The 18579-nt window shown below is 77.8% G+C and carries 13 protein-coding genes and 2 pseudogenes; 13 read left to right on the top strand and 2 right to left on the bottom strand.

Features of this window, described 5'->3' with window-relative positions:
• The first annotated feature begins 250 nt into the window (after positions 1–250).
• The 13 genes and pseudogenes from cobN to cobA all read left to right on the top strand — a co-directional run bounded on the left by cobN (position 251) and on the right by cobA (position 17737).
• Positions 251–3919, top strand: coding sequence for a cobaltochelatase subunit CobN (gene cobN, locus ACGF5G_RS24085; RefSeq protein ID WP_393266381.1), 3669 nt, complete (start codon positions 251–253; stop codon positions 3917–3919).
• Positions 3916–6126: pseudogene (locus ACGF5G_RS24080) on the top strand (VWA domain-containing protein); the annotation flags it as partial. The gene cobN and the pseudogene ACGF5G_RS24080, both read left to right, overlap by 4 nt.
• Positions 6127–6302: 176 nt before the next feature.
• Positions 6303–6914 (top strand): cob(I)yrinic acid a,c-diamide adenosyltransferase, encoded by a 612-nt coding sequence (gene cobO / locus ACGF5G_RS24075; RefSeq protein WP_091095266.1) that lies wholly within the window; start codon positions 6303–6305, stop codon positions 6912–6914.
• On the top strand, positions 6911–8269 hold the full coding sequence (locus ACGF5G_RS24070; RefSeq protein ID WP_393266378.1) for a cobyrinate a,c-diamide synthase: 1359 nt from the start codon (positions 6911–6913) through the stop codon (positions 8267–8269). Before cobO ends, ACGF5G_RS24070 begins: the two co-directional genes overlap by 4 nt.
• A gap of 50 nt (positions 8270–8319) precedes the next feature.
• The gene (gene cobI, locus ACGF5G_RS24065) at positions 8320–9105 is read left to right on the top strand and encodes a precorrin-2 C(20)-methyltransferase (protein WP_393266601.1); all 786 of its coding nucleotides are present in this window, start codon (positions 8320–8322) and stop codon (positions 9103–9105) included.
• Positions 9102–9983 (top strand): precorrin-4 C(11)-methyltransferase, encoded by an 882-nt coding sequence (gene cobM / locus ACGF5G_RS24060; RefSeq protein WP_393266376.1) that lies wholly within the window; start codon positions 9102–9104, stop codon positions 9981–9983. The genes cobI and cobM overlap by 4 nt, the downstream gene beginning before the upstream one ends.
• The gene (locus tag ACGF5G_RS24055) at positions 9980–11125 is read left to right on the top strand and encodes a cobalt-precorrin-5B (C(1))-methyltransferase (protein WP_393266375.1); all 1146 of its coding nucleotides are present in this window, start codon (positions 9980–9982) and stop codon (positions 11123–11125) included. The genes cobM and ACGF5G_RS24055 overlap by 4 nt, the downstream gene beginning before the upstream one ends.
• Positions 11113–12354, top strand: a complete 1242-nt coding sequence (gene cbiE, locus ACGF5G_RS24050) for a precorrin-6y C5,15-methyltransferase (decarboxylating) subunit CbiE (RefSeq protein WP_393266374.1) — start codon at positions 11113–11115, stop codon at positions 12352–12354. Before ACGF5G_RS24055 ends, cbiE begins: the two co-directional genes overlap by 13 nt.
• Complete coding sequence (gene cobJ, locus ACGF5G_RS24045; protein WP_393266372.1) at positions 12351–14165, top strand: precorrin-3B C(17)-methyltransferase; 1815 nt, start codon at positions 12351–12353, stop codon at positions 14163–14165. Before cbiE ends, cobJ begins: the two co-directional genes overlap by 4 nt.
• A pseudogene (locus ACGF5G_RS24040) lies at positions 14153–14376 on the top strand (DUF362 domain-containing protein); the annotation flags it as partial. The gene cobJ and the pseudogene ACGF5G_RS24040, both read left to right, overlap by 13 nt.
• 48 nt (positions 14377–14424) lie before the next feature.
• A complete protein-coding gene (locus tag ACGF5G_RS24035; protein WP_393266598.1) occupies positions 14425–15432 on the top strand; it encodes a HoxN/HupN/NixA family nickel/cobalt transporter in 1008 nt (335 codons plus the stop codon).
• Complete coding sequence (locus ACGF5G_RS24030) at positions 15429–16019, top strand: precorrin-8X methylmutase (RefSeq protein ID WP_393266369.1); 591 nt, start codon at positions 15429–15431, stop codon at positions 16017–16019. The genes ACGF5G_RS24035 and ACGF5G_RS24030 overlap by 4 nt, the downstream gene beginning before the upstream one ends.
• A complete protein-coding gene (gene cobA, locus ACGF5G_RS24025) occupies positions 16016–17737 on the top strand; it encodes a uroporphyrinogen-III C-methyltransferase (RefSeq protein WP_393266367.1) in 1722 nt (573 codons plus the stop codon). Before ACGF5G_RS24030 ends, cobA begins: the two co-directional genes overlap by 4 nt.
• Here cobA and crcB read toward each other — a convergent pair.
• On the bottom strand, positions 17707–18069 hold the full coding sequence (gene crcB / locus ACGF5G_RS24020) for a fluoride efflux transporter CrcB (protein ID WP_393266365.1): 363 nt from the start codon (positions 18067–18069) through the stop codon (positions 17707–17709). The two genes, cobA and crcB, sit on opposite strands and share 31 nt — an antisense overlap.
• On the bottom strand, positions 18066–18572 hold the full coding sequence (locus ACGF5G_RS24015; protein ID WP_393266363.1) for a fluoride efflux transporter FluC: 507 nt from the start codon (positions 18570–18572) through the stop codon (positions 18066–18068). Before ACGF5G_RS24015 ends, crcB begins: the two co-directional genes overlap by 4 nt.
• Positions 18573–18579 lie beyond the last annotated feature (7 nt).

The following is an 18579-nucleotide window of genomic DNA, read 5'->3' as shown; positions in this document are numbered from 1 at the left end:
AGCAGCCGTATTTCCGCAGCCCCGTCCGGCCGCCGCGGCGCGCGTCCGGCCGACCGTGGTGTGCCCGCCCCCGGTCGCCCCGCAGCGGTCGGGCGCGTCGCCCGTCCCTGACGCCCGCACCGCGCCGCCCGACCCCGTCGGCCCGCCGGTGAGCCGCTTCCCGGCCCGCCGTACCCGCTGAACCGCGCCCACCCCTCGTACCGCCCGATCGTCCTCGCGTCGATCCGGGCGTCACTCTCCGGAGCCGTCCGTGCGCATCCTGCTGCTGTCCACCGCCGACACCGACCTGCTCGCCGCCCGCGCCAGCGGCGCCGACTACCGACTCGCCAACCCCGCCCGGGTCGCCGCCGACGCCGTGCCCGCGCTGCTCGACGGCGTGGACCTCGCGGTCGTACGCCTGCTCGGCGGCCGGCAGGCGTGGCCGGACGGGCTCGCCACGGTGCTGGCCTCCGGCGTGCCCACGGTCGTGCTCAGCGGCGAGGCCCTGCCGGACGCGGAGCTGATGGCGGCCTCCACCGTCCCCGCCGGAGTGGCCACCCAGGCGCTGGCCTACCTGGTCGAGGGCGGCCCCGAGAACCTCGCCCAGCTCGCCCGGTTCCTCTCCGACACGGTGCTGCTCACCGGCGAGGGGTTCGCCCCGCCCGCGCCCACCCCGACGTACGGCGTCCACGGCGACCGGCCCGTGCGGCCCGACCGGCCGACCGTCGGGATCGTCTTCTACCGGGCGCACGCCCTCGCCGGCAACACCGGCTTCGTCGACGCCCTCGCCGACGCCGTCGACGCGGCCGGCGGCAACCCGCTGCCGATCTTCTGCGGCTCGTTGCGCGGCCTCACCGCCGGCGCGGGACCGCTGGGGCTCTTCGGCCGCTGCGACGCCCTGCTGGTCACCGTGCTCGCCGCCGGCGGCACGGTCGCCGCCGACGCCTCCGGCGGGGGCGACGAGGACGCCTGGGACGTGGGCGCGCTCGCCGCCCTCGACGTGCCGGTGATCCAGGCGCTCTGCCTCACCAGCACCCGCGAGCAGTGGGCCGGCAGCGACGCCGGACTGTCCCCGCTGGACGCCGCGATGCAGGTGGCCATCCCCGAGTTCGACGGCCGGATCGTCACCGTGCCGTTCTCGTTCAAGCGGATCGACGCCGACGGGCTCTCCAGCTACGTCGCCGACCCGGAGCGGGCCGCCCGGGTGGCCGGCATCGCCGTGCGGCACGCCCGGCTGCGGCACGTGCCCAACGCCGACAAGCGGCTCGCGGTCGTGCTCAGCTCCTACCCGACGAAGCACTCCCGGGTCGGCAACGCCGTCGGCCTGGACACCCCGGCCTCGGCGGTCCGGCTGCTCGCCGCCCTCGCCGAGGCCGGCTACCACCTCGGCGACGCCCCCGTGCCCGACGACGGGGACGCGCTCATCCACGCCCTCATCGCCGCCGGGGGGCACGACGTCGAGTGGCTCACCCCGGAACAGCTCGCCGCCGCCGAGGCGCGGGTGCCCGGGGCGACGTACCGGCGCTGGTTCGACCAGGCGCCGGCGGAGCTGCGGGAGCGGATGCTCGCCCACTGGGGGGAGCCGCCCGGCGGGCTCTACACCGACGGCGGGGACATCGTGCTGGCCGGGCTGCGCTTCGGCAACGTGGTGCTGCTGATCCAGCCGCCGCGCGGCTTCGGCGAGAACCCGATCGCCATCTACCACGACCCGGACCTGCCGCCGAGCCACCACTACCTGGCCGCGTACCGCTGGCTGGCCGCGCCCGCCACCGACGGCGGCTTCGGCGCGGACGCGGTGGTGCACCTGGGCAAGCACGGCACCCTGGAGTGGCTGCCCGGCAAGGGCCTCGGGCTGGCCGCCGACTGCGCCCCCGACGCCGTCCTCGGCGACCTGCCGCTGGTCTACCCGTTCATCGTCAACGACCCCGGCGAGGGCACCCAGGCCAAGCGCCGCGCGCACGCCGTCGTCGTCGACCACCTGGTGCCGCCGATGGCCCGCGCCGAGACGTACGGCGACCTGGCGAAGCTGGAGCAACTCCTCGACGAGTACGCCACCGTGCAGGCGCTCGACCCCGCCAAGGTGCCCACCGTGCAGGCGCAGATCTGGGCCCTGGTGCGCGCCGCGGAGCTGCACCACGACCTGCACGCCGAGGACATGCCGGCCGCCGAGGACTTCGACGACTTCGTGCTGCACCTCGACGGGTACCTCTGCGAGGTCAAGGACGTGCAGATCCGCGACGGCCTGCACATCCTCGCCGCCGCGCCCACCGGCGAGCCCCGGGTCAACCTCGTCCTCGCCGTGCTGCGCGCCCCGCAGGTCTGGGGCGGCGCCCGTGCCCTGCCCGGCCTGCGCCAGGCCCTCGCCGCCGCGTACGGGCTCGACGAGCAGGAGCTGCTCGCCGCGCCGGGCCAGCGGCTGGCGCTGCCCGAGGCGCTGACCGACACCGTCGACGGGCCGGCCGGCACCGCCGCCGACGCCGTCGACCTGATCGAGGCCCTCGCGCGCCGGCTGGTCGTCGGCATGGAGACCCTCGGCTGGGACGCCGACAAGGTCGACGCCGTGGTCGAGGAGGTCACCGGCCGGGCCGTCCCGGACGCCGCCGCCGTGCTCCGCTTCGCCGCCACCGAGCTGGTGCCCCGGCTGGACCGTACGACCGACGAGATCGACCGGGTGGTGGGTGCGCTCGACGGGCGGTTCGTGCCGCCCGGCCCGTCCGGCTCGCCCACCCGGGGCCTGGTCAACGTGCTCCCCACCGGCCGGAACTTCTACTCCGTCGACCCCAAGGCGATCCCCAGCCGCAACGCCTGGGATGTCGGGGTGGCCCTGGCCGACTCGCTGCTCGCCCGGCACCTCGCCGACACCGGCGAGTACCCGCGCTCCGTCGGCCTGACCGTCTGGGGCACCAGCGCCATGCGCACCCAGGGCGACGACGTCGCCGAGGTGCTCGCGCTGCTCGGCTGCCGTCCCACCTGGGACGACCGCTCCCGCCGGGTCACCGGCGTGGAGGTGGTGCCGCCGGCCGAGCTGGGCCGCCCCCGCGTCGACGTCACCGTGCGGATCTCCGGCTTCTTCCGGGACGCCTTCCCGCACGTGGTCGCGCTCATCGACGACGCGGTGCGGTTGGTCGCCGCCCTGGAGGAGCCCGCCGAGCAGAACTTCGTCCGCGCGCACGTCGCCGCCGACCTCGCCGAGCACGGCGACGAGCGGCGGGCCACCGCCCGCGTCTTCGGCTCCAAGCCGGGCGCGTACGGGGCCGGGCTGCTGCCGCTGATCGACTCCCGCAACTGGCGCAGCGACGCCGACCTCGCCGAGGTGTACGCCGTCTGGGGCGGCTACGCCTACGGCCGGGGGCTGGACGGGCGGGAGGCGCGCGCCGACATGGAACGCTCCTTCGCCCGGATCGCGGTGGCGGTGAAGAACCAGGACACCCGCGAGCACGACATCGTCGACTCCGACGACTACTTCCAGTACCACGGCGGGATGGTGGCGATGGTCCGTCACCTCACCGGCGCCGCCCCGGCCGCGTACGTGGGCGACTCGGCGATGCCGCACGACGTGCGTACCCGCACCCTCGGCGAGGAGACCCGGCGGGTGTTCCGGGCCCGGGTGGTCAACCCGAAGTGGATCGCCGCGATGCGCCGGCACGGCTACAAGGGCGCGTTCGAGCTGGCCGCCACCGTGGACTACCTGTTCGGCTACGACGCCACCGCCGGCGTCGTCGACGACTGGATGTACGAGCACCTGGCCGCCGCGTACGTCTTCGACGAGACCACCCGGGAGTTCCTGGAGCAGTCGAACCCGTGGGCGCTGCGCGGCATCACCGAGCGGCTGCTCGAGGCGGCCGACCGGGGCCTGTGGGCCGAGCCCGAGCCGACCACCCTGGACCGGCTCCGCGAGACGTACCTGGCCAGCGAGGGCGACCTGGAGGACCGGCAGTGAGCGCGAGGAGTGAGCCGGTCCTGCGAGCCCCGCAGTCGCGAACGGAAAACGACACAGTGACCACCTACCCGTTCAGCGCGGTGCTGGGCATGGACGACATGCGGCTCGCCCTGCTGCTCAACGCGGTTTCCCCGGCGATCGGCGGGGTGCTCGTCCGCGGCGAGAAGGGCACCGCCAAGTCGACGGCCGTGCGGGCCCTGGCCGCGCTGCTGCCGCCCGTGGAGCGGGTGGCCGGCTGCCGCTTCGCCTGCGACCCGGCCGCCCCCGACCCGTCCTGCCCGGACGGCCCGCACCCCGACGCGCCGGCGGCCGAGCGGCGTCCCGCCCGGCTGGTGGAGCTGCCGGTCGGCGCGGCCGAGGACCGGGTGGTCGGCTCGCTCGACTTGGAGAAGGCGCTCGGCGAGGGCGTCCGCGCCTTCGAGCCGGGCCTGCTCGCCGCCGCCCACCGCGGCGTGCTCTACGTCGACGAGGTCAACCTGCTCCACGACCACCTGGTCGACCTGCTCCTCGACGCCGCGGCGATGGGCCGTTGCCACGTGGAGCGGGAGGGCGTCTCGGTCAGCCACGCGTCCCGGTTCCTGCTGGTCGGCACGATGAACCCGGAGGAGGGGGAGCTGCGCCCACAGCTGCTGGACCGGTTCGGGCTGACCGTGGAGGTCGGGGCCAGCCGCGACCCCGCCGTACGCGTCGAGGTGGTCCGCCGGCGGCTCGCCGCCGACGCCGACCCGGCCGGCTTCGCCGCCCGCTGGGCCGACGCCGACGCGCAGGTCGCCCGCCGGGTCGCGGCCGCCCGGCAGCGGCTGGAGCGGGTGCTGCTGCCCGACGCCGCGCTGCGCCGGATCGCCGAGGTGTGCGCGGCGTTCGACGTGGACGGCATGCGCGCCGACATCGTCACCGCCCGCACCGCGCTGGCGCACGCCGCCTGGCACGGCCGGGACGTGGTCACGGTGGAGGACGTCCGCGTCGCCGCCCGGCTGGCGCTGCCGCACCGCCGCCGCCGGGATCCGTTCGACACGCCCGGACTGGACGAGAAGCGCCTCGACGAGGCCCTGGACCGGGCCGGCGACGACGACCCCGACGACGACCCGGGTGGTCCCGGCGGTCCCGGCGACGGCCCGTCCGGCGGGCCCGACGGTCCCGGCCCGGACGGCGGCCCGGGCGGCCCCGGGCGAACCCCGGACGACGGCGGATCCGGCGGGACACCGCCGGCCGGTCGCGACGAGCCGGGCCCCGGGCACGGCGACGCCGCCGGCGGGGACGGCGGCGACGGCCCGGAGCCCGCCAGCGGCGACCCGGCGCAGGGACGGTACGACGACGACCGGGCCAGCCCGGCCGACGGAGGCCCGGTCGACGGCGGTGGGCCCGGGCCGACCGGCTCGGCGGACGGCCGGCCCGGCGCCGGTGGGCAGGCGGTGGCCGTACCCCGGCAGGGGCTCAGGGCGCGGCTGCTCACCGCGCCCGGGATCGGCGACGGGGTGCCCGGCCGACGCTCCCGTGCCCGCACCGGGCGGGGCCGCACCACCGGGGCGCGGGTGCCGGCCGGCCGGGCCGGGGTGCTGCACCTGCCGGCGACCCTGCGGGCCGCCGCCCCGCACCAGGGCGCCCGGGGGCGCGTCGCCGGGCCGCTGCGGTTGCGTCCCGACGACGTCCGCGAGGCCGTCCGTGAGGGACGCGAGGGCAACCTGGTGCTCTTCGTGGTCGACGCCAGCGGCTCGATGGGTGCCCAGGCGCGGATGGCCGCCGTCAAGGGTGCCGTGCTCGCCCTGCTCACCGACGCCTACCAGCGCCGGGACAAGGTCGCGGTGGTCGCCTTCCGGGGAGCCGCCGCGCAGACCCTGCTGCCGGCCACCTCCTCGGTGCTCGCGGCCTCGACGCGGCTGGCCGAGCTGCCCACCGGCGGGCGCACGCCGCTGGCCGAGGGGCTGCTCGCCGCCGCCGACCTGCTGCGGGTGGAGCGGCTGCGCGACCCGAAGCGCCGCCCCCTGGTGCTGGTCGTCACCGACGGCCGGGCCACCGCCGGGGGGCGCCCGCTCGACCGGTCGGCCCGCGCGGCGGCCGTGCTCGCCGCCACCGGCGCCCCCTGCGTCGTCGTGGACTGCGAGAGCGGCCCCGTCCGCCTCGGCCTGGCCCGCCGCCTCGCCGCCCAACTCGGCGCCGACCACCACCGGCTCGACGAGGTCGCCACCGCCCCCCTCACCACCCTCGCGGCCGGCCGACCGACACCCGCGCCGGAGTCCCCTCGCGGGCGGTCCGCCGCAGATCTTGGCAGGAAGCGGCCCCCCGAGGGGCCCTCCCCTTCCAAGATCGTCACTGCCGCCGCCTCCACCGCCGTCAACGCCGCCACCATCGCCGTCGCCGTGGCGCAGAACAGGAGTGTTGCCTGATGCCGCAGGGGAAGCCGTCCCACGTGCCCGCCGACGGGTTGACGACGCGGCAGCGGCGCAACCGGCCGCTGCTCGTCGTTCACACCGGGCAGATGAAGGGGAAGTCGACCGCCGCGTTCGGGCTGGCGCTGCGCGCCTGGACCGCCGGGCTGCCGATCGGGGTGTTCCAGTTCGTCAAGAGCGCCAAGTGGCGGGTGGGCGAGGAGAACGCCTTCCGCGCCCTCGGCGAGGTGCACGAGCGCACCGGGCAGGGCGCCCCGGTGGCCTGGCACAAGATGGGCGAGGGCTGGTCCTGGATCCAGCGCGGCGGCGAGGCCGACCACGCCGCCGACGCGCTGGAGGGCTGGCGGCAGATCCAGCGCGACCTGGCCGCCGAGCGCTACGGCCTGTACGTGCTCGACGAGTTCACCTATCCGATGAAGTGGGGCTGGGTGGACGTCGACGAGGTGGTCGACACCCTCGCGAACCGCCCCGGGTTCCAGCATGTCGTGATCACCGGCCGCGACGCCGACCCGCGCCTGGTCGACGCCGCCGACCTGGTCGCCGAGCTGACGAAGGTCAAGCACCCGATGGACGCCGGCCAGAAGGGCCAGAAGGGCATCGAGTGGTGACGGTCGAGCCGTGGGCGCTGCCCCGGGTGGTGGTCGCCGCACCCGCCAGCGGGCACGGCAAGACCACCGTCGCCACCGGGCTGCTCGCCGCGCTGCGCCGCCGTGGCCTGGCCGTCAGCCCGCACAAGGTCGGCCCGGACTACATCGACCCCGGCTACCACGCGCTCGCCGCCGGTCGCCCCGGCCGCAACCTCGACCCGTGGCTGGTCGGCGAGGAGCGGATCGCGCCGCTGCTGCGGCACGGCGCCGCCACCCCGACGCCGGCCGACATCGCCGTGGTCGAGGGGGTGATGGGGCTGCACGACGGCGCGGTCGGCCGCCGCGGGTACGCCTCCACCGCGCACGTCGCCCGGCTCGTCGACGCGCCGGTGCTGCTGGTGCTGGACACCACCGCGCAGGGCCGTTCCGCCGCCGCGCTCGCCCTGGGCATGGCCGCGTTCGACCCCGGCGTGCGGATCGGCGGGGTGATCCTCAACCGGGTCGGCTCGCCCCGGCACGAGTCCCTGCTGCGCGACGCCCTCGCCGAGGTGGACGTGCCGGTGCTCGGGGCGGTCAGCCGCGCCGCCGAGGTCGCCGCCCCGGCTCGTCACCTCGGGCTGGTGCCCGTCGCCGAGCGGGCGCCGGAGTCGCTGGCCATCGTGGCCGCCCTCGCCGACCTCGTGGCGTCCACCGTGGACCTCGACGCGGTGCTCGACCTGGCCCGCACCGCCGGGCCGCTGACCGCGCCCGCCTGGGACCCGGCCGCCGCCGTCGGCGGCCCCGCCGGCGGCGAGCGCCCGGTGGTCGCGGTCGCCGGCGGGCCCGCCTTCACCTTCTCCTACGCCGAGACCGCCGAGCTGCTCGCCGGCGCCGGCGCCGCCGTCGTTCCCTTCGACCCGCTGCGCGACGCCGGCCTGCCCGCCGGCACCCGCGCGGTGGTCGTCGGCGGCGGCTTCCCCGAGGCGTACGCGCCGCAGCTCGCCGACAACGCCACGCTCCGCGCCGAGCTGGCCGGCTTCGACGGCCCGGTCGTCGCCGAGTGCGCCGGGCTGCTCTACCTCGGCCGGTCCCTCGACGGCGTACCCATGTGCGGCCGGCTCGACCTCACCGCCCGGATGACCGACCGGCTCACCCTCGGCTACCGGGACGCCGTCGCCGTCACCGGCTCCCCGCTGCACCGCCCCGGCGACCCGGTACGCGGCCACGAGTTCCACCGCACCGCCACCGACCCGGGGCACGGTGACCGGCCGGCGTGGCGCTGGGACGGCGCCGACCACGGCTTCGTCGCCGGCCGGGTGCACGCCTCCTACCTGCACACCCACTGGGCCGGGCACCCGCACGCCGCCCGCCGCCTGGTCGAGGCGGCGAGCCGGTGAGCGCGCAGGAGCACGGCGAGCGGGTGGCCGGGCACGACGGCGGCGAGCCGGTGAGCGCGCGCGGCGGGACGCCGGGCGGGGACGCCCCCACCGCCACGCTGACCGGGGTGGGGGTCGGTCCCGGCGACCCGGAACTGCTCACCCTCCGGGCGGTCCGGGTGCTGGCCGAGGCCGACCTCGTGTTCGTACCGGTGCTGGACCGCCTCGCCGCGGACGGCGACGCGCCGCCCGGGCGGGCCGAGACCACCGTGGCCGCGCACGTCGCGCCGGACCGGCTGCGCCGGCTGCCGTTCGCCCTGGACGACCGGGGCGGGGTGACCGCGCGCCGGGAACGGGCTTGGGACGACGCCGCGCGGGCCGTGGTGGACGCGGTCGACGGCGGCGCCCGCGCCGTCGCCTTCGCCACCATCGGCGACCCGAACGTCTACTCCACCTTCGGCTACCTGGCGCAGACCGTCCGCGCCCGCCGCCCGGCGGTCGAGGTGCGCACGGTCCCCGGGATCACCGCCATGCAGGACCTGGCGGCGCGCAGCGGCGTCCCGCTCTGCGAGGGCCGGGAGCCGCTGACCCTGTTGCCGGCCACCGCCGGGCTGGCGCTCTTCGCCGACGCGCTCGCCGGCCCCGGCACCGTCGTGGCCTACAAGGGCTGGCGGCGGCACGCCGATCTGGTCGCCGAGCTGCGCCGGCAGGGCCGCCTCGGCGACGCGGTGCTGGGCCGGGGCCTCGGGCTGCCCGACGAGCGGATCGGCCCCGTCGCCGACGCCGCCGACGACCTGCCGTACCTGTCGACGCTGCTGGTCCCGGCCCGCCGGGACCGTAGAGGAGGAAAGCTGTGACCACCGCGCCGACCGCGGACCGCGCCGACGACGGCGGGCCGACCAGCACGGGCAAGGTGTGGTTCGTCGGGGCCGGCCCCGGCGCGGCCGACCTGCTGACCCTGCGCGCCGCCCGGGTGATCGGCGCGGCCGACGTGGTGGTCTGGGCGGCCAGCCTGGTGCACGCCGACGTGCTCGCCCACGCCCGCCCCGACGCGGAGATCGTCGACTCGTCGCGGCTGCCGATCGAGGGGGTGCTGCCGCTCTACCGGCGGGCCGCCGCCGAGGGGCTGACCGTGGCGCGGATCCACTCCGGCGACCCGGCGCTGTGGGGCGCGGTGCAGGAGCAGCTCGACCTGTGCCGGGCGCTCGGGCTGGCCGTCGAGATCGTCCCGGGCGTCTCGTCGTTCACCGCCGTCGCGGCGATCGTCGGCCGGGAACTCACCATCCCCGAGGTCGCCCAGTCGGTGATCCTGACCCGGCTGGAGGGCGGCAAGACCCCGATGCCGCCGGGCGAGCGGGTCCGCGAGTTCGCCCGGCACGGCACCACCATGGCACTGTTCCTCTCCGCCGCCCGCTCCGGGCAGGCGCAGGCCGAGCTGCTGGCCGGCGGCTACCCGCCCGACACCCCGGTCGTGGTGGCGTACCAGGCGACCTGGCCGGACGAACTGGTGGTGCGGTGCGCCCTCGGCGACCTGGAGGCCACGGTCAAGGAGCACAAGCTCTGGAAGCACACCCTCTTCCTGGTCGGCCCGGCGCTCGCCGCCGCCGGCACCCGCTCGCACCTCTACCACCCCGGGCACTTCCACACGTTCCGGCGGGCCGAGCCGGCCGCCCGCGCCGACCTGCGCCGCGCCCGGGCCACCGGCGGGACGGCGGGGGACGGGCACACCGGATGACGTACGCCGAGCCGCCGCTGCGCGAGCCGGACCTGCCGCGTACGGCGAAGGTCCGGCCCACCGCGCTGCGCACGGGCTGGACCACCGGCGCCTGCGCGACGGCGGCGGCGAAGGCGGCGGTGACCGCCCTGGTCACCGGCGTGCCGCAGCGGGAGGTGGAGATCGGTCTGCCCGCCGGCCGCCGGGTCCGCTTCCCGGTGGCCCGCTGCGAGGTCCACGCCGGCACGTCGGCGGAGGCAGTGGTGGTCAAGGACGCCGGCGACGACCCCGACGTCACGCACGGCGCCGAGCTGACCGTCACCGTCGGCTGGCGGGACGTGCCCGGGCTGCGGCTCGACGGCGGGCCGGGCGTCGGCACGGTCACGAGGCCGGGACTCGGGCTGCCCGTCGGCGGGCCGGCGATCAACGAGACCCCGCGCCGGATGATCGGCCAGGCCGTCGCCGAGGTGGTCGACCTGGCCGAGGTGGGCGTCCGCGTGGTGGTCAGCGTGCCGCGCGGCGAGATCATGGCCCGCAAGACCACCAACCGGCGGCTCGGCATCCTCGGCGGCATCTCCATCCTCGGCACCACCGGCATCGTGCGGCCGTTCTCCACCGCCTCCTGGCGGGCCAGCGTGGTGCAGGCGGTGCACGTGATGGCCGCCCAGGGGGAGCGGACGGTGGTGCTGTGCACCGGCGGGCGCACCGAGCGGGCCGCCCGCGCGCTGCTGCCGGAGCTGCCCGAGGTGTGCTTCGTCGAGGTCGGCGACTTCACCGGCGCGGCGGTCACCGCCGCCGTCGGCGACCGGATGACCGGGGTGGTCTTCGTCGGCATGGCCGGCAAGCTGGCGAAGCTCGCCGCCGGCATCCTGATGACCCACTACACGCGGTCCAAGGTGGACCTGTCCCTGCTCGGCGACGTCACCGCCGAGGCGGGCGGCGACCCCGACCTGGTGGCGGCGGTCGCCGCGGCGAACACCGGGCGGCACGCGTACGAGTTGTGGGAGGCCGCCGGGTTGCTCGGCGCCGCCGGTGACCTGCTCTGCCGGCGGGTACGCCAGGTGCTGCTCCGGTTCGCCGGGAACGCGGTCACCGTCGACGTGGCGATGGTCGACTTCGCGGGCGACCGGGTCGTCGCCTCGTCGGGCCGGTGGGCGGCGTGACCGGGAGCCCGCCCGCCGGGGGCGCCGGGCCGGCCGTGACCGTGGTGGGGATCGACGCCGGAGGGGGGCCGCCGCACCCCGCCGCCGCGCCCGCGCTCGCCGGGGCCCGGCTGGTGGTGGGCGCGGCCCGGCACCTGGCCGCCGTACGCCTGCCGGCCGGCGCCGACACCGTCGCCCTCGGGCCGCTCGCGCCGGCGCTGGACCGGCTGGCCGCCGCCGTCGCCGCCGGAACGGAGGCGGTCGTGCTGGCCAGCGGGGATCCCGGGCTGTTCGGCGTCGTCCGGCGGCTGCGGGCGGCCGGGCTGCCGCTGCGGGTGCTGCCGGCCGTGTCCAGCGTGGCCGCCGCGTTCGCCCGCGCCGGGCTGCCCTGGGACGGCGCGGCCGTGGTCACCGCCCACGGCCGGGACCCGCGACCGGCGCTGAACGCCTGCCGGGCGCTGCCCGCCGTCGCGGTGCTCACCGCGCCCGGCGCCGGGGCCGCCGAGCTGGGCGCCGGTCTGGTCGGCTGGGCCCGCCGGCTGGTCGTAGCCGAGCACCTCGGCACCGACGCCGAGCGGCTCACCGAGACCACCCCCGAGGCGGCCGCCGCCCGCGTCTGGGCCGACCCGCACGTGCTGCTCAGCCTCGCCGGGGAGCCCGGGGCCGCCGGGATGCGGGCGGACAACCAGCCGGCCGCCGCGCCGGCCGGCGGGTGGGCGCTGCCCGAGTCCGCCTACGCGCACCGCGACTCGATGATCACCAAGTCGGAGGTACGCGCCCTCGCCGTGGCCCGGCTGCGCCCCCGCCTCGGCCGACTGGTCTGGGACGTCGGCGCGGGCAGCGGCTCGGTCGGCATCGAGTGCGCCCTGCTCGGCGCGGCCGTGGTCGCCGTCGACCGCGACCCGACGGCGCCGGTGCGCGCCAACGCCGCCCGGCACGGCGTCGACGTCAGGGTGGTGGTCGGCGCCGCCCCCGGGGCGCTGCACGGGCTGTCCGACCCGGACGCCGTCTTCGTCGGGGGTGGCGGCACCGACGTGCTCGCCGCCGTGGCGCACCGCCGGCCGGACCGGGTGGTGGTGACCCTCGCCGCCGTCGACCGGGTCGCCCCGGCGGTCGGGCTGCTGCGCGCCGGCGGCTACGCCGTGGAGGGCGTCCAGCTCTCCGCCGCCCGCCTCGCCGACCTGCCCGGCGGATCCATCCGACTCGCGGCCACCAACCCGGTGGTCGTCCTCACCGGGGAGCGCCCGTGAACCACCCGCCCACCGCCACGGACCAGCCGACCCGGATCGGCCTGGTCGCCGCCACCGCTGCCGGGCGGCGGCACGCCCGCACCCTCGCCGACGCCTGGCCGCACGCCCGCCTGGTCACGGCGGACACCGTCGCGGACGCGCTGCGCGCCGCCTGGGCCGAGTGCGACGCGGTGGTGGCGTTCCTGGCCACCGGGGCGGTGGTGCGCATCCTCGCGCCGCTGCTCGGCGACAAGCACACCGACCCGGCCGTGGTGGTGGTCGACGAGGCGGCCCGGCACGCGGTCGCGCTGCTCGGCGGGCACGCCGGGGGCGCCAACGACCTCGCCGGGCGGGTCGGCGCGGCGCTCGACGCGCGGCCGGTGGTCACCACCGCCACCGACGCCGTCGGCATGCCCGGGCTGGACACGCTCGGCTGGCCCGTCGAGGGCGCCGTCGCCGCCGTCAGCCGCGCCATCCTCGACGGCGAGCCGGTCACCCTCGTCGCCGACGCCGCCTGGCCGCTGCCCGCCCTGCCCGACAACGTGCGCCCCGCCCCGGCGCCGTCCGGACCGGTCGAGCCGGCCGGGTCCGCCCCGCCGGCCGGCCCGGTCCCGCCCGGCGAGCGGGTCGAAGCCGGCTCCGCGCCGGCCGGGCCGACGGTCGGCGGGTACCGGCTGCTGGTCAGCGACCGGGTGGTGCCGCTCGACGACCGGACGGCCGTGCTGCGGCCTCCGTCGCTGGTCGCCGGCGTGGGGGCCAGCCGGGGTGTGCCCGCCGCCGAGGTGCGCGGCCTGCTGGACCGGGTGCTCGCCGAGGCCGGCCTCAGCCCGGCCAGCCTGCGGCACCTGGCCAGCGCCGACATCAAGGCCGACGAGGCGGGCATTCGGGCGACCGCCGACGCGCTCGGCGTACCCCTGGTGACGCATCCGGCGGCGGAGCTGGCGGCGGTCGACGTGCCGCACCCCAGCGAGGTGGTCCGCGCCGCCGTCGGCACCCCCAGCGTCGCCGAGGCGGCGGCGCTGCTCGGCGGCGACGCCGCGCTGCTGGTGCCGAAGACCGCGACGGCCATGGCCACCGTGGCGGTCGCCCGGCACGCCCCGCGCGGCCGGCTGGCGATCGTCGGCCTCGGGCCCGGCGCGCCCGACCTGCGCACCGCCCGCGCGGTGGCCGAGCTGCGCCGCGCCGCCGTGGTCGTCGGCCTCGACCAGTACGTCGACCAGGTCCGCGACCTGCTCCGCCCCGGCACCCGGGTGCTCGCCAGCGGCCTGGGCGCCGAGGAGGAACGGGCCCGTGCCGCCGTCACCGAGGCCGTGGCCGGTCACGCCGTCGCGCTGGTCGGCTCCGGCGACGCCGGCGTGTACGCGATGGCCAGCCCCGCCCTGGAGTACGCCGACGAGCGGATCGACGTGGTCGGGGTGCCCGGGGTGACGGCCGCCCTCGCCGCCGGCGCCCTGCTCGGCGCGCCGCTCGGCCACGACCACGCCTACCTGAGCCTGTCCGACCTGCACACCCCGTGGGAGGTCATCGCGCGCCGGGTGGCCGCCGCGGCCGAGGGCGACTTCGTGGCGCTGCTCTACAACCCGCGCAGCCGCGCCCGCGACTGGCAGCTCGGCGCGGCGCTGGAGGTCTTCGCCGCGCACCGGCCGCCGGACACCCCGGTCGGGGTGGTGCGCAACGCCAGCCGACCCGACGAGCGGGTGCACCTGGCCACCCTGGCCGACCTCGACCCGGCGCTGGTCGACATGTACAGCGTCGTGGTGGTGGGCAGCAGCCAGACCCGGGTGGTCGCCGGCCGGATGGTCACCCCTCGGGGGTACCGGTGGCGGCGGTGACCATCGGCGCCTGCCAGGGCTGCGGCGCCTGCCTGCTCACCTGCCCGACGCACGCCATCCGACCGGTGCCCGGCGGCCTCGCCGTCCGCGCGGACCGCTGCACCGGCTGCCTGGAATGCCTGGAGATCTGCCCGGTGGACGCCATCCGCGCCACCGGCACCGACGAACGTGGAGGAAGCCGATGAGCCCGACCGCGGTCAGCGCCGCACCCCCGGCCGGCCGGTGGAGCCGCGCCGAGCGGGTACGCCTCGGCGGCATCGTGCTCGCCGTCGCCGTGCTGCACGTCGCCGGCTGGAGTCTCTACCTGTACTGGAACAACCAGCCCGCCGCGGCCGGCGGCCTCGCCGGGGCCGGCACGCTGGCGTACCTGCTCGGGGTGCGGCACGCCTTCGACGCCGACCACATCGCGGCGATCGACGACACCACCCGGCTGATGCTGCTGCGCGGTCGGCGCCCGGTCGGCGTCGGCTTCTTCTTCGCCCTCGGGCACAGCGGGGTGGTGCTGCTGCTGGCGCTGGTCGTCGGCCTCGCCTCGGCCAACCTCGCCGGCCCCGGGCTGGCCGAGGCCCGCGAGGTGGGCGCGACCGTCGCGATCCTCACCGCCACGCTGTTCCTCGCCCTGGTCGCGGTGCTCAACGCGGCGGTGCTGGCCGGCCTGGCGCGGCTGTGGCGGCGGCTGCGCCACGGCGACCTGGACGAGCGCGAGCTGGACCTGCACCTGCTCAACCGGGGGCTGGTGCAGCGGGTGCTCGGCTCCCGGGCCCGCGCGCTGGTGCGCTCCTCCTGGCACATGGCGCCGGTCGGGTTCCTCTTCGGCCTCGGCCTGGAGACCGCCAGCGAGGTGACCCTGCTCGCCCTGTCGGCGAGCACCGCCGCCGCCGGCGGGCTGCCCGTGCTCGCCCTGCTCACCCTGCCGCTGCTCTTCGCCGCCGGGATGTCCGCCATGGACACCGCCGACAGCCTGCTGATGAGCCGCGCCTACTCGTGGGCGTACCGGCACCCGGCCCGGCGGCTCTACTACAACCTGGCCACCACGGCGGTGACGGTGCTGGTCGGCGGCCTGGTCGCCAGCGTCTACGCCGCCGGCCTGCTGGTCGACCACCTCGGGCTGTCGGCGCTGTCCTGGTACGCGGGGATCGCCGACCACTTCGAGCAGCTCGGGTACGCCGTCGTGGCGCTCTTCGTGTTCGCCTGGGCCGGCGCGGTGGCGCTGTGGAAGCTGCGCCGCTACGACGAGCGCTACGGTGCCGGGGCGGTGCGGCCGTGAGCCGGGCCGTGCACCCCATCGAGCGGGAGTCGTACCGGATCCTGCGCTCCCGGGTGGACCTCGCGCACCTGCCGCCGCTGACCCGGGCCGTCACCGAGCGGGTGGTGCACGCCAGCGCCGACCTCGACTACGTCACCGACCTGGTCTGCGACGAGGCGGCCCTGGCCGGCGGGCTGGCCGCCCTGCGCGCGGGCGCGCCGGTGGTCACCGACGTGGCGATGGTGGCCGCCGGCATCACCGGTCGGCGGAGCGTCTGCCCGGTCGCCGAGCCGGCCGCCGCCGACCTGGCCCGCGCGGCCGGGATCACCCGGTCGGCGGCGGCGGTGCGGCTCGCCCTGGAGCGGGTCGGCCCCGGCGCGGTGTGGGTGGTCGGCTGCGCACCGACCGCGCTGGAGGAACTGATCACCCTGGACGCCCGGCCGGCGCTGGTCGTCGGGCTGCCGGTGGGCTTCGTGGGCGCCGCCGAGTCGAAGGCGGCGCTGCGGGCCAGCGGCCTACCCGGGGTGTCCAACCGGGGCGAGAAGGGCGGCTCGGCGGTCGCCGCCGCCGCCCTCAACGCCCTGCTGTACGTGGAGGAGGAGCAATGATCGCTCTGGTCATCGTCGGGCACGGCACGCGCAGCGCGGCCGGGGTCGACCAGTTTGTGGCGTTCGTGGAGCGGGTCCGCCGGCGCGCCGCCGGCGCCGTCGGCGACGTCGAGGGCGGCTTCATCGAGCTGTCCCGGCCGCCGCTGACCGACGCGGTGGGCGCGCTCGTCGACCGGGGACACCGGTCGCTGGTGGCGCTGCCGCTGGTGCTGACCGCCGCCGGCCACGGCAAGGGCGACATCCCCGCCGCGCTGGCCCGCGAGCGGCAGCGCCACCCCGGGCTCAGCTACGCCTACGGCCGGCCGCTGGGCCCGCACCCGCTGCTGCACACCGCTCTGGAGCAGCGGATCGACGCCGCGCTGGCCGGCGCCGATCGGGCCGGCACCTGGGTGGCGCTGATCGGGCGCGGCTCCACCGACCCGGACGCCAACGCCGAGGTGGCCAAGGTGGCCCGGCTGCTCTGGGAGGGGCGCGGCTACGCCGGCGTCGAGCCGGGCTTCATCTCGCTCGCGGAGCCGTCGGTGCCGGCGGTGCTGGACCGGCTGCGCCGGCTCGGCGCGCGGCGCATCGTCGTCGCGCCGTACTTCCTCTTCGCCGGCGTGCTGCCCGACCGGATCGTCGCCCAGTCGGCCGACTTCGCCGCCGCCCACCCCGAGCTGGACGTGCGGGTGGCCGACCTGATCGGCGACTGCGACGCCCTCGCCGACCTCGTCCTCGAACGGCACGCCGAGGCGCGCCGCGGCGACATCCGGATGAACTGCGACACCTGCGCGTACCGGGTGCTGATGCCGGGCTTCGCCGACAAGGTGGGCCGGCCGCAGACCCCGCACGACCACCCCGACGACCCGGTCGACGGCCACGGCCACCACCATCACGGGGACCACCACCAGCACGGGGACCACCACCACGGTGGCCGTCACCACCACCGCGACCAGCGGCCCGGCCTGCGCCCGGGACAGGTCGCGGTCGTGGGCGGCGGCCCCGGCCCCGACGACCTGATCACCGTACGGGGGAAGGCCCTGCTGGACAGCGCCGACGTGGTGGTCGCCGACCGGCTCGCCCCGCGCGGGCTGCTCACCGGGCTGCGCCCGGACGTGGTGGTGGTCGACGCCGCCAAGGTGCCGCGCGGGCCGTCGATGCCGCAGGACACCATCAACGACACCCTGATCGCGTACGCCCGCGCGGGCAAGCGCGTGGTCCGGCTCAAGGGCGGCGACCCGTACGTCTTCGGCCGGGGCCACGAGGAGGTCCAGGCGTGCGCCGCGGCCGGGGTCGAGACCGTGCTGGTTCCCGGGGTGAGCAGCGCGCTGGCCGTGCCGGCCCTGGCCGGCGTCCCGGTCACCCACCGGGGCGTCGCCCACGACGTCACCGTCGTCTCCGGGCACCTGCCGCCGGGGCACCCCGACTCCCTGGTGGACTGGGTGGCGCTGGGCCGGTCCCGGGGCACCGTGGTGCTGCTGATGGCGGTGGACACCATCGCCAAGATCGCGGCGGTGCTGGTGGAGCACGGCCGCGCCCCGGACACCCCCGTGCTCGTCGTGGCCGACGGCGGCCAGCCGGAGCAGCGCACCTGGTCGTCCCGGCTGGACGAGGTGGGCGGGTTGGCCGCGCGGGAGGACGTCCGGCCGCCGGCGGTGTTCGTGCTCGGACCGGTGGTGCGGCTGCGGGAGACCGGCATGGCGGCCGGTCAGCCGGTGGCCGCGCGGGCGAGGGCGTAGCCGGCGGTGGCCGCGGCGAGGCCGGCGGCGACGCTGAGGGCCATGTTGGCCAGCGCGGCGTGCCGCCGTCCCGCCCGGGCCAGCCGCAGCGTCTCGTAGCTCAGCGTGGACCAGGTGGTCAGCGCCCCGCAGAAGCCGGTGCCGACCAGCGCCGTGAGTGCGGGGTCCGCCGGCAGGCCGGTGACCGCACCGAGCAGCAGCGACCCGACTACGTTGACCGTCAGCGTGCCCCACGGGAACCCGGTGCCGAAGCGGGCCTGCACGGCCCGGTCGGTGAGGTAGCGCAGCGGGGCGCCGAGCGCCGCGCCGAGCGCCACGAGCAGGGCGGTCAACGGCCGCTCCGGGCGAGCAGCCGCCCGGCGGCGGCCTCGCCGGCCCAGACCGCGAGCAGCGCGCCGACCAGCGTGGCGCCGAGGGCGGCCAGCGCGGTGCCGGGGGCGCCGGCGAGCAGCGCCTGGTGCGCGTCGACCGCGTAGGTGGAGAAGGTCGTGTACCCGCCGAGCACGCCCACGCCGAGGAACGGGCGGGCCAGCGGTCGGCCGCCGCCGACGTGGCCGAGCACCGCCATCAGGACACCGATCAGCAGGCACCCGCTCACGTTGACGCAGAAGGTGGCCCAGCCGAACGTGGCGGGGGAGTGCGGGACGGCGGCCTGCAGGCCGGCCCGGGCCAGCGCGCCGAGCACACCCCCGGCGGAGACGGCGGCGAGCACCGCCGCCGGGTGCGCGGTGAGTTCGTCGCGGTCGGCCGGGACCCGAAGGTCGACGTCCGGGTCGACGCGCGACGGCTCGGACGGGCCGGTCACGTCTCCTCCCACGGTGCCGTCGGCCGCCATCCGGCCG

It is taken from the genome of Micromonospora sp. NPDC047730, from assembly GCF_043204765.1.
Lineage (GTDB): Bacteria > Actinomycetota > Actinomycetes > Mycobacteriales > Micromonosporaceae > Micromonospora.
This window is presented reverse-complemented; position numbering and strand designations above follow the sequence as displayed.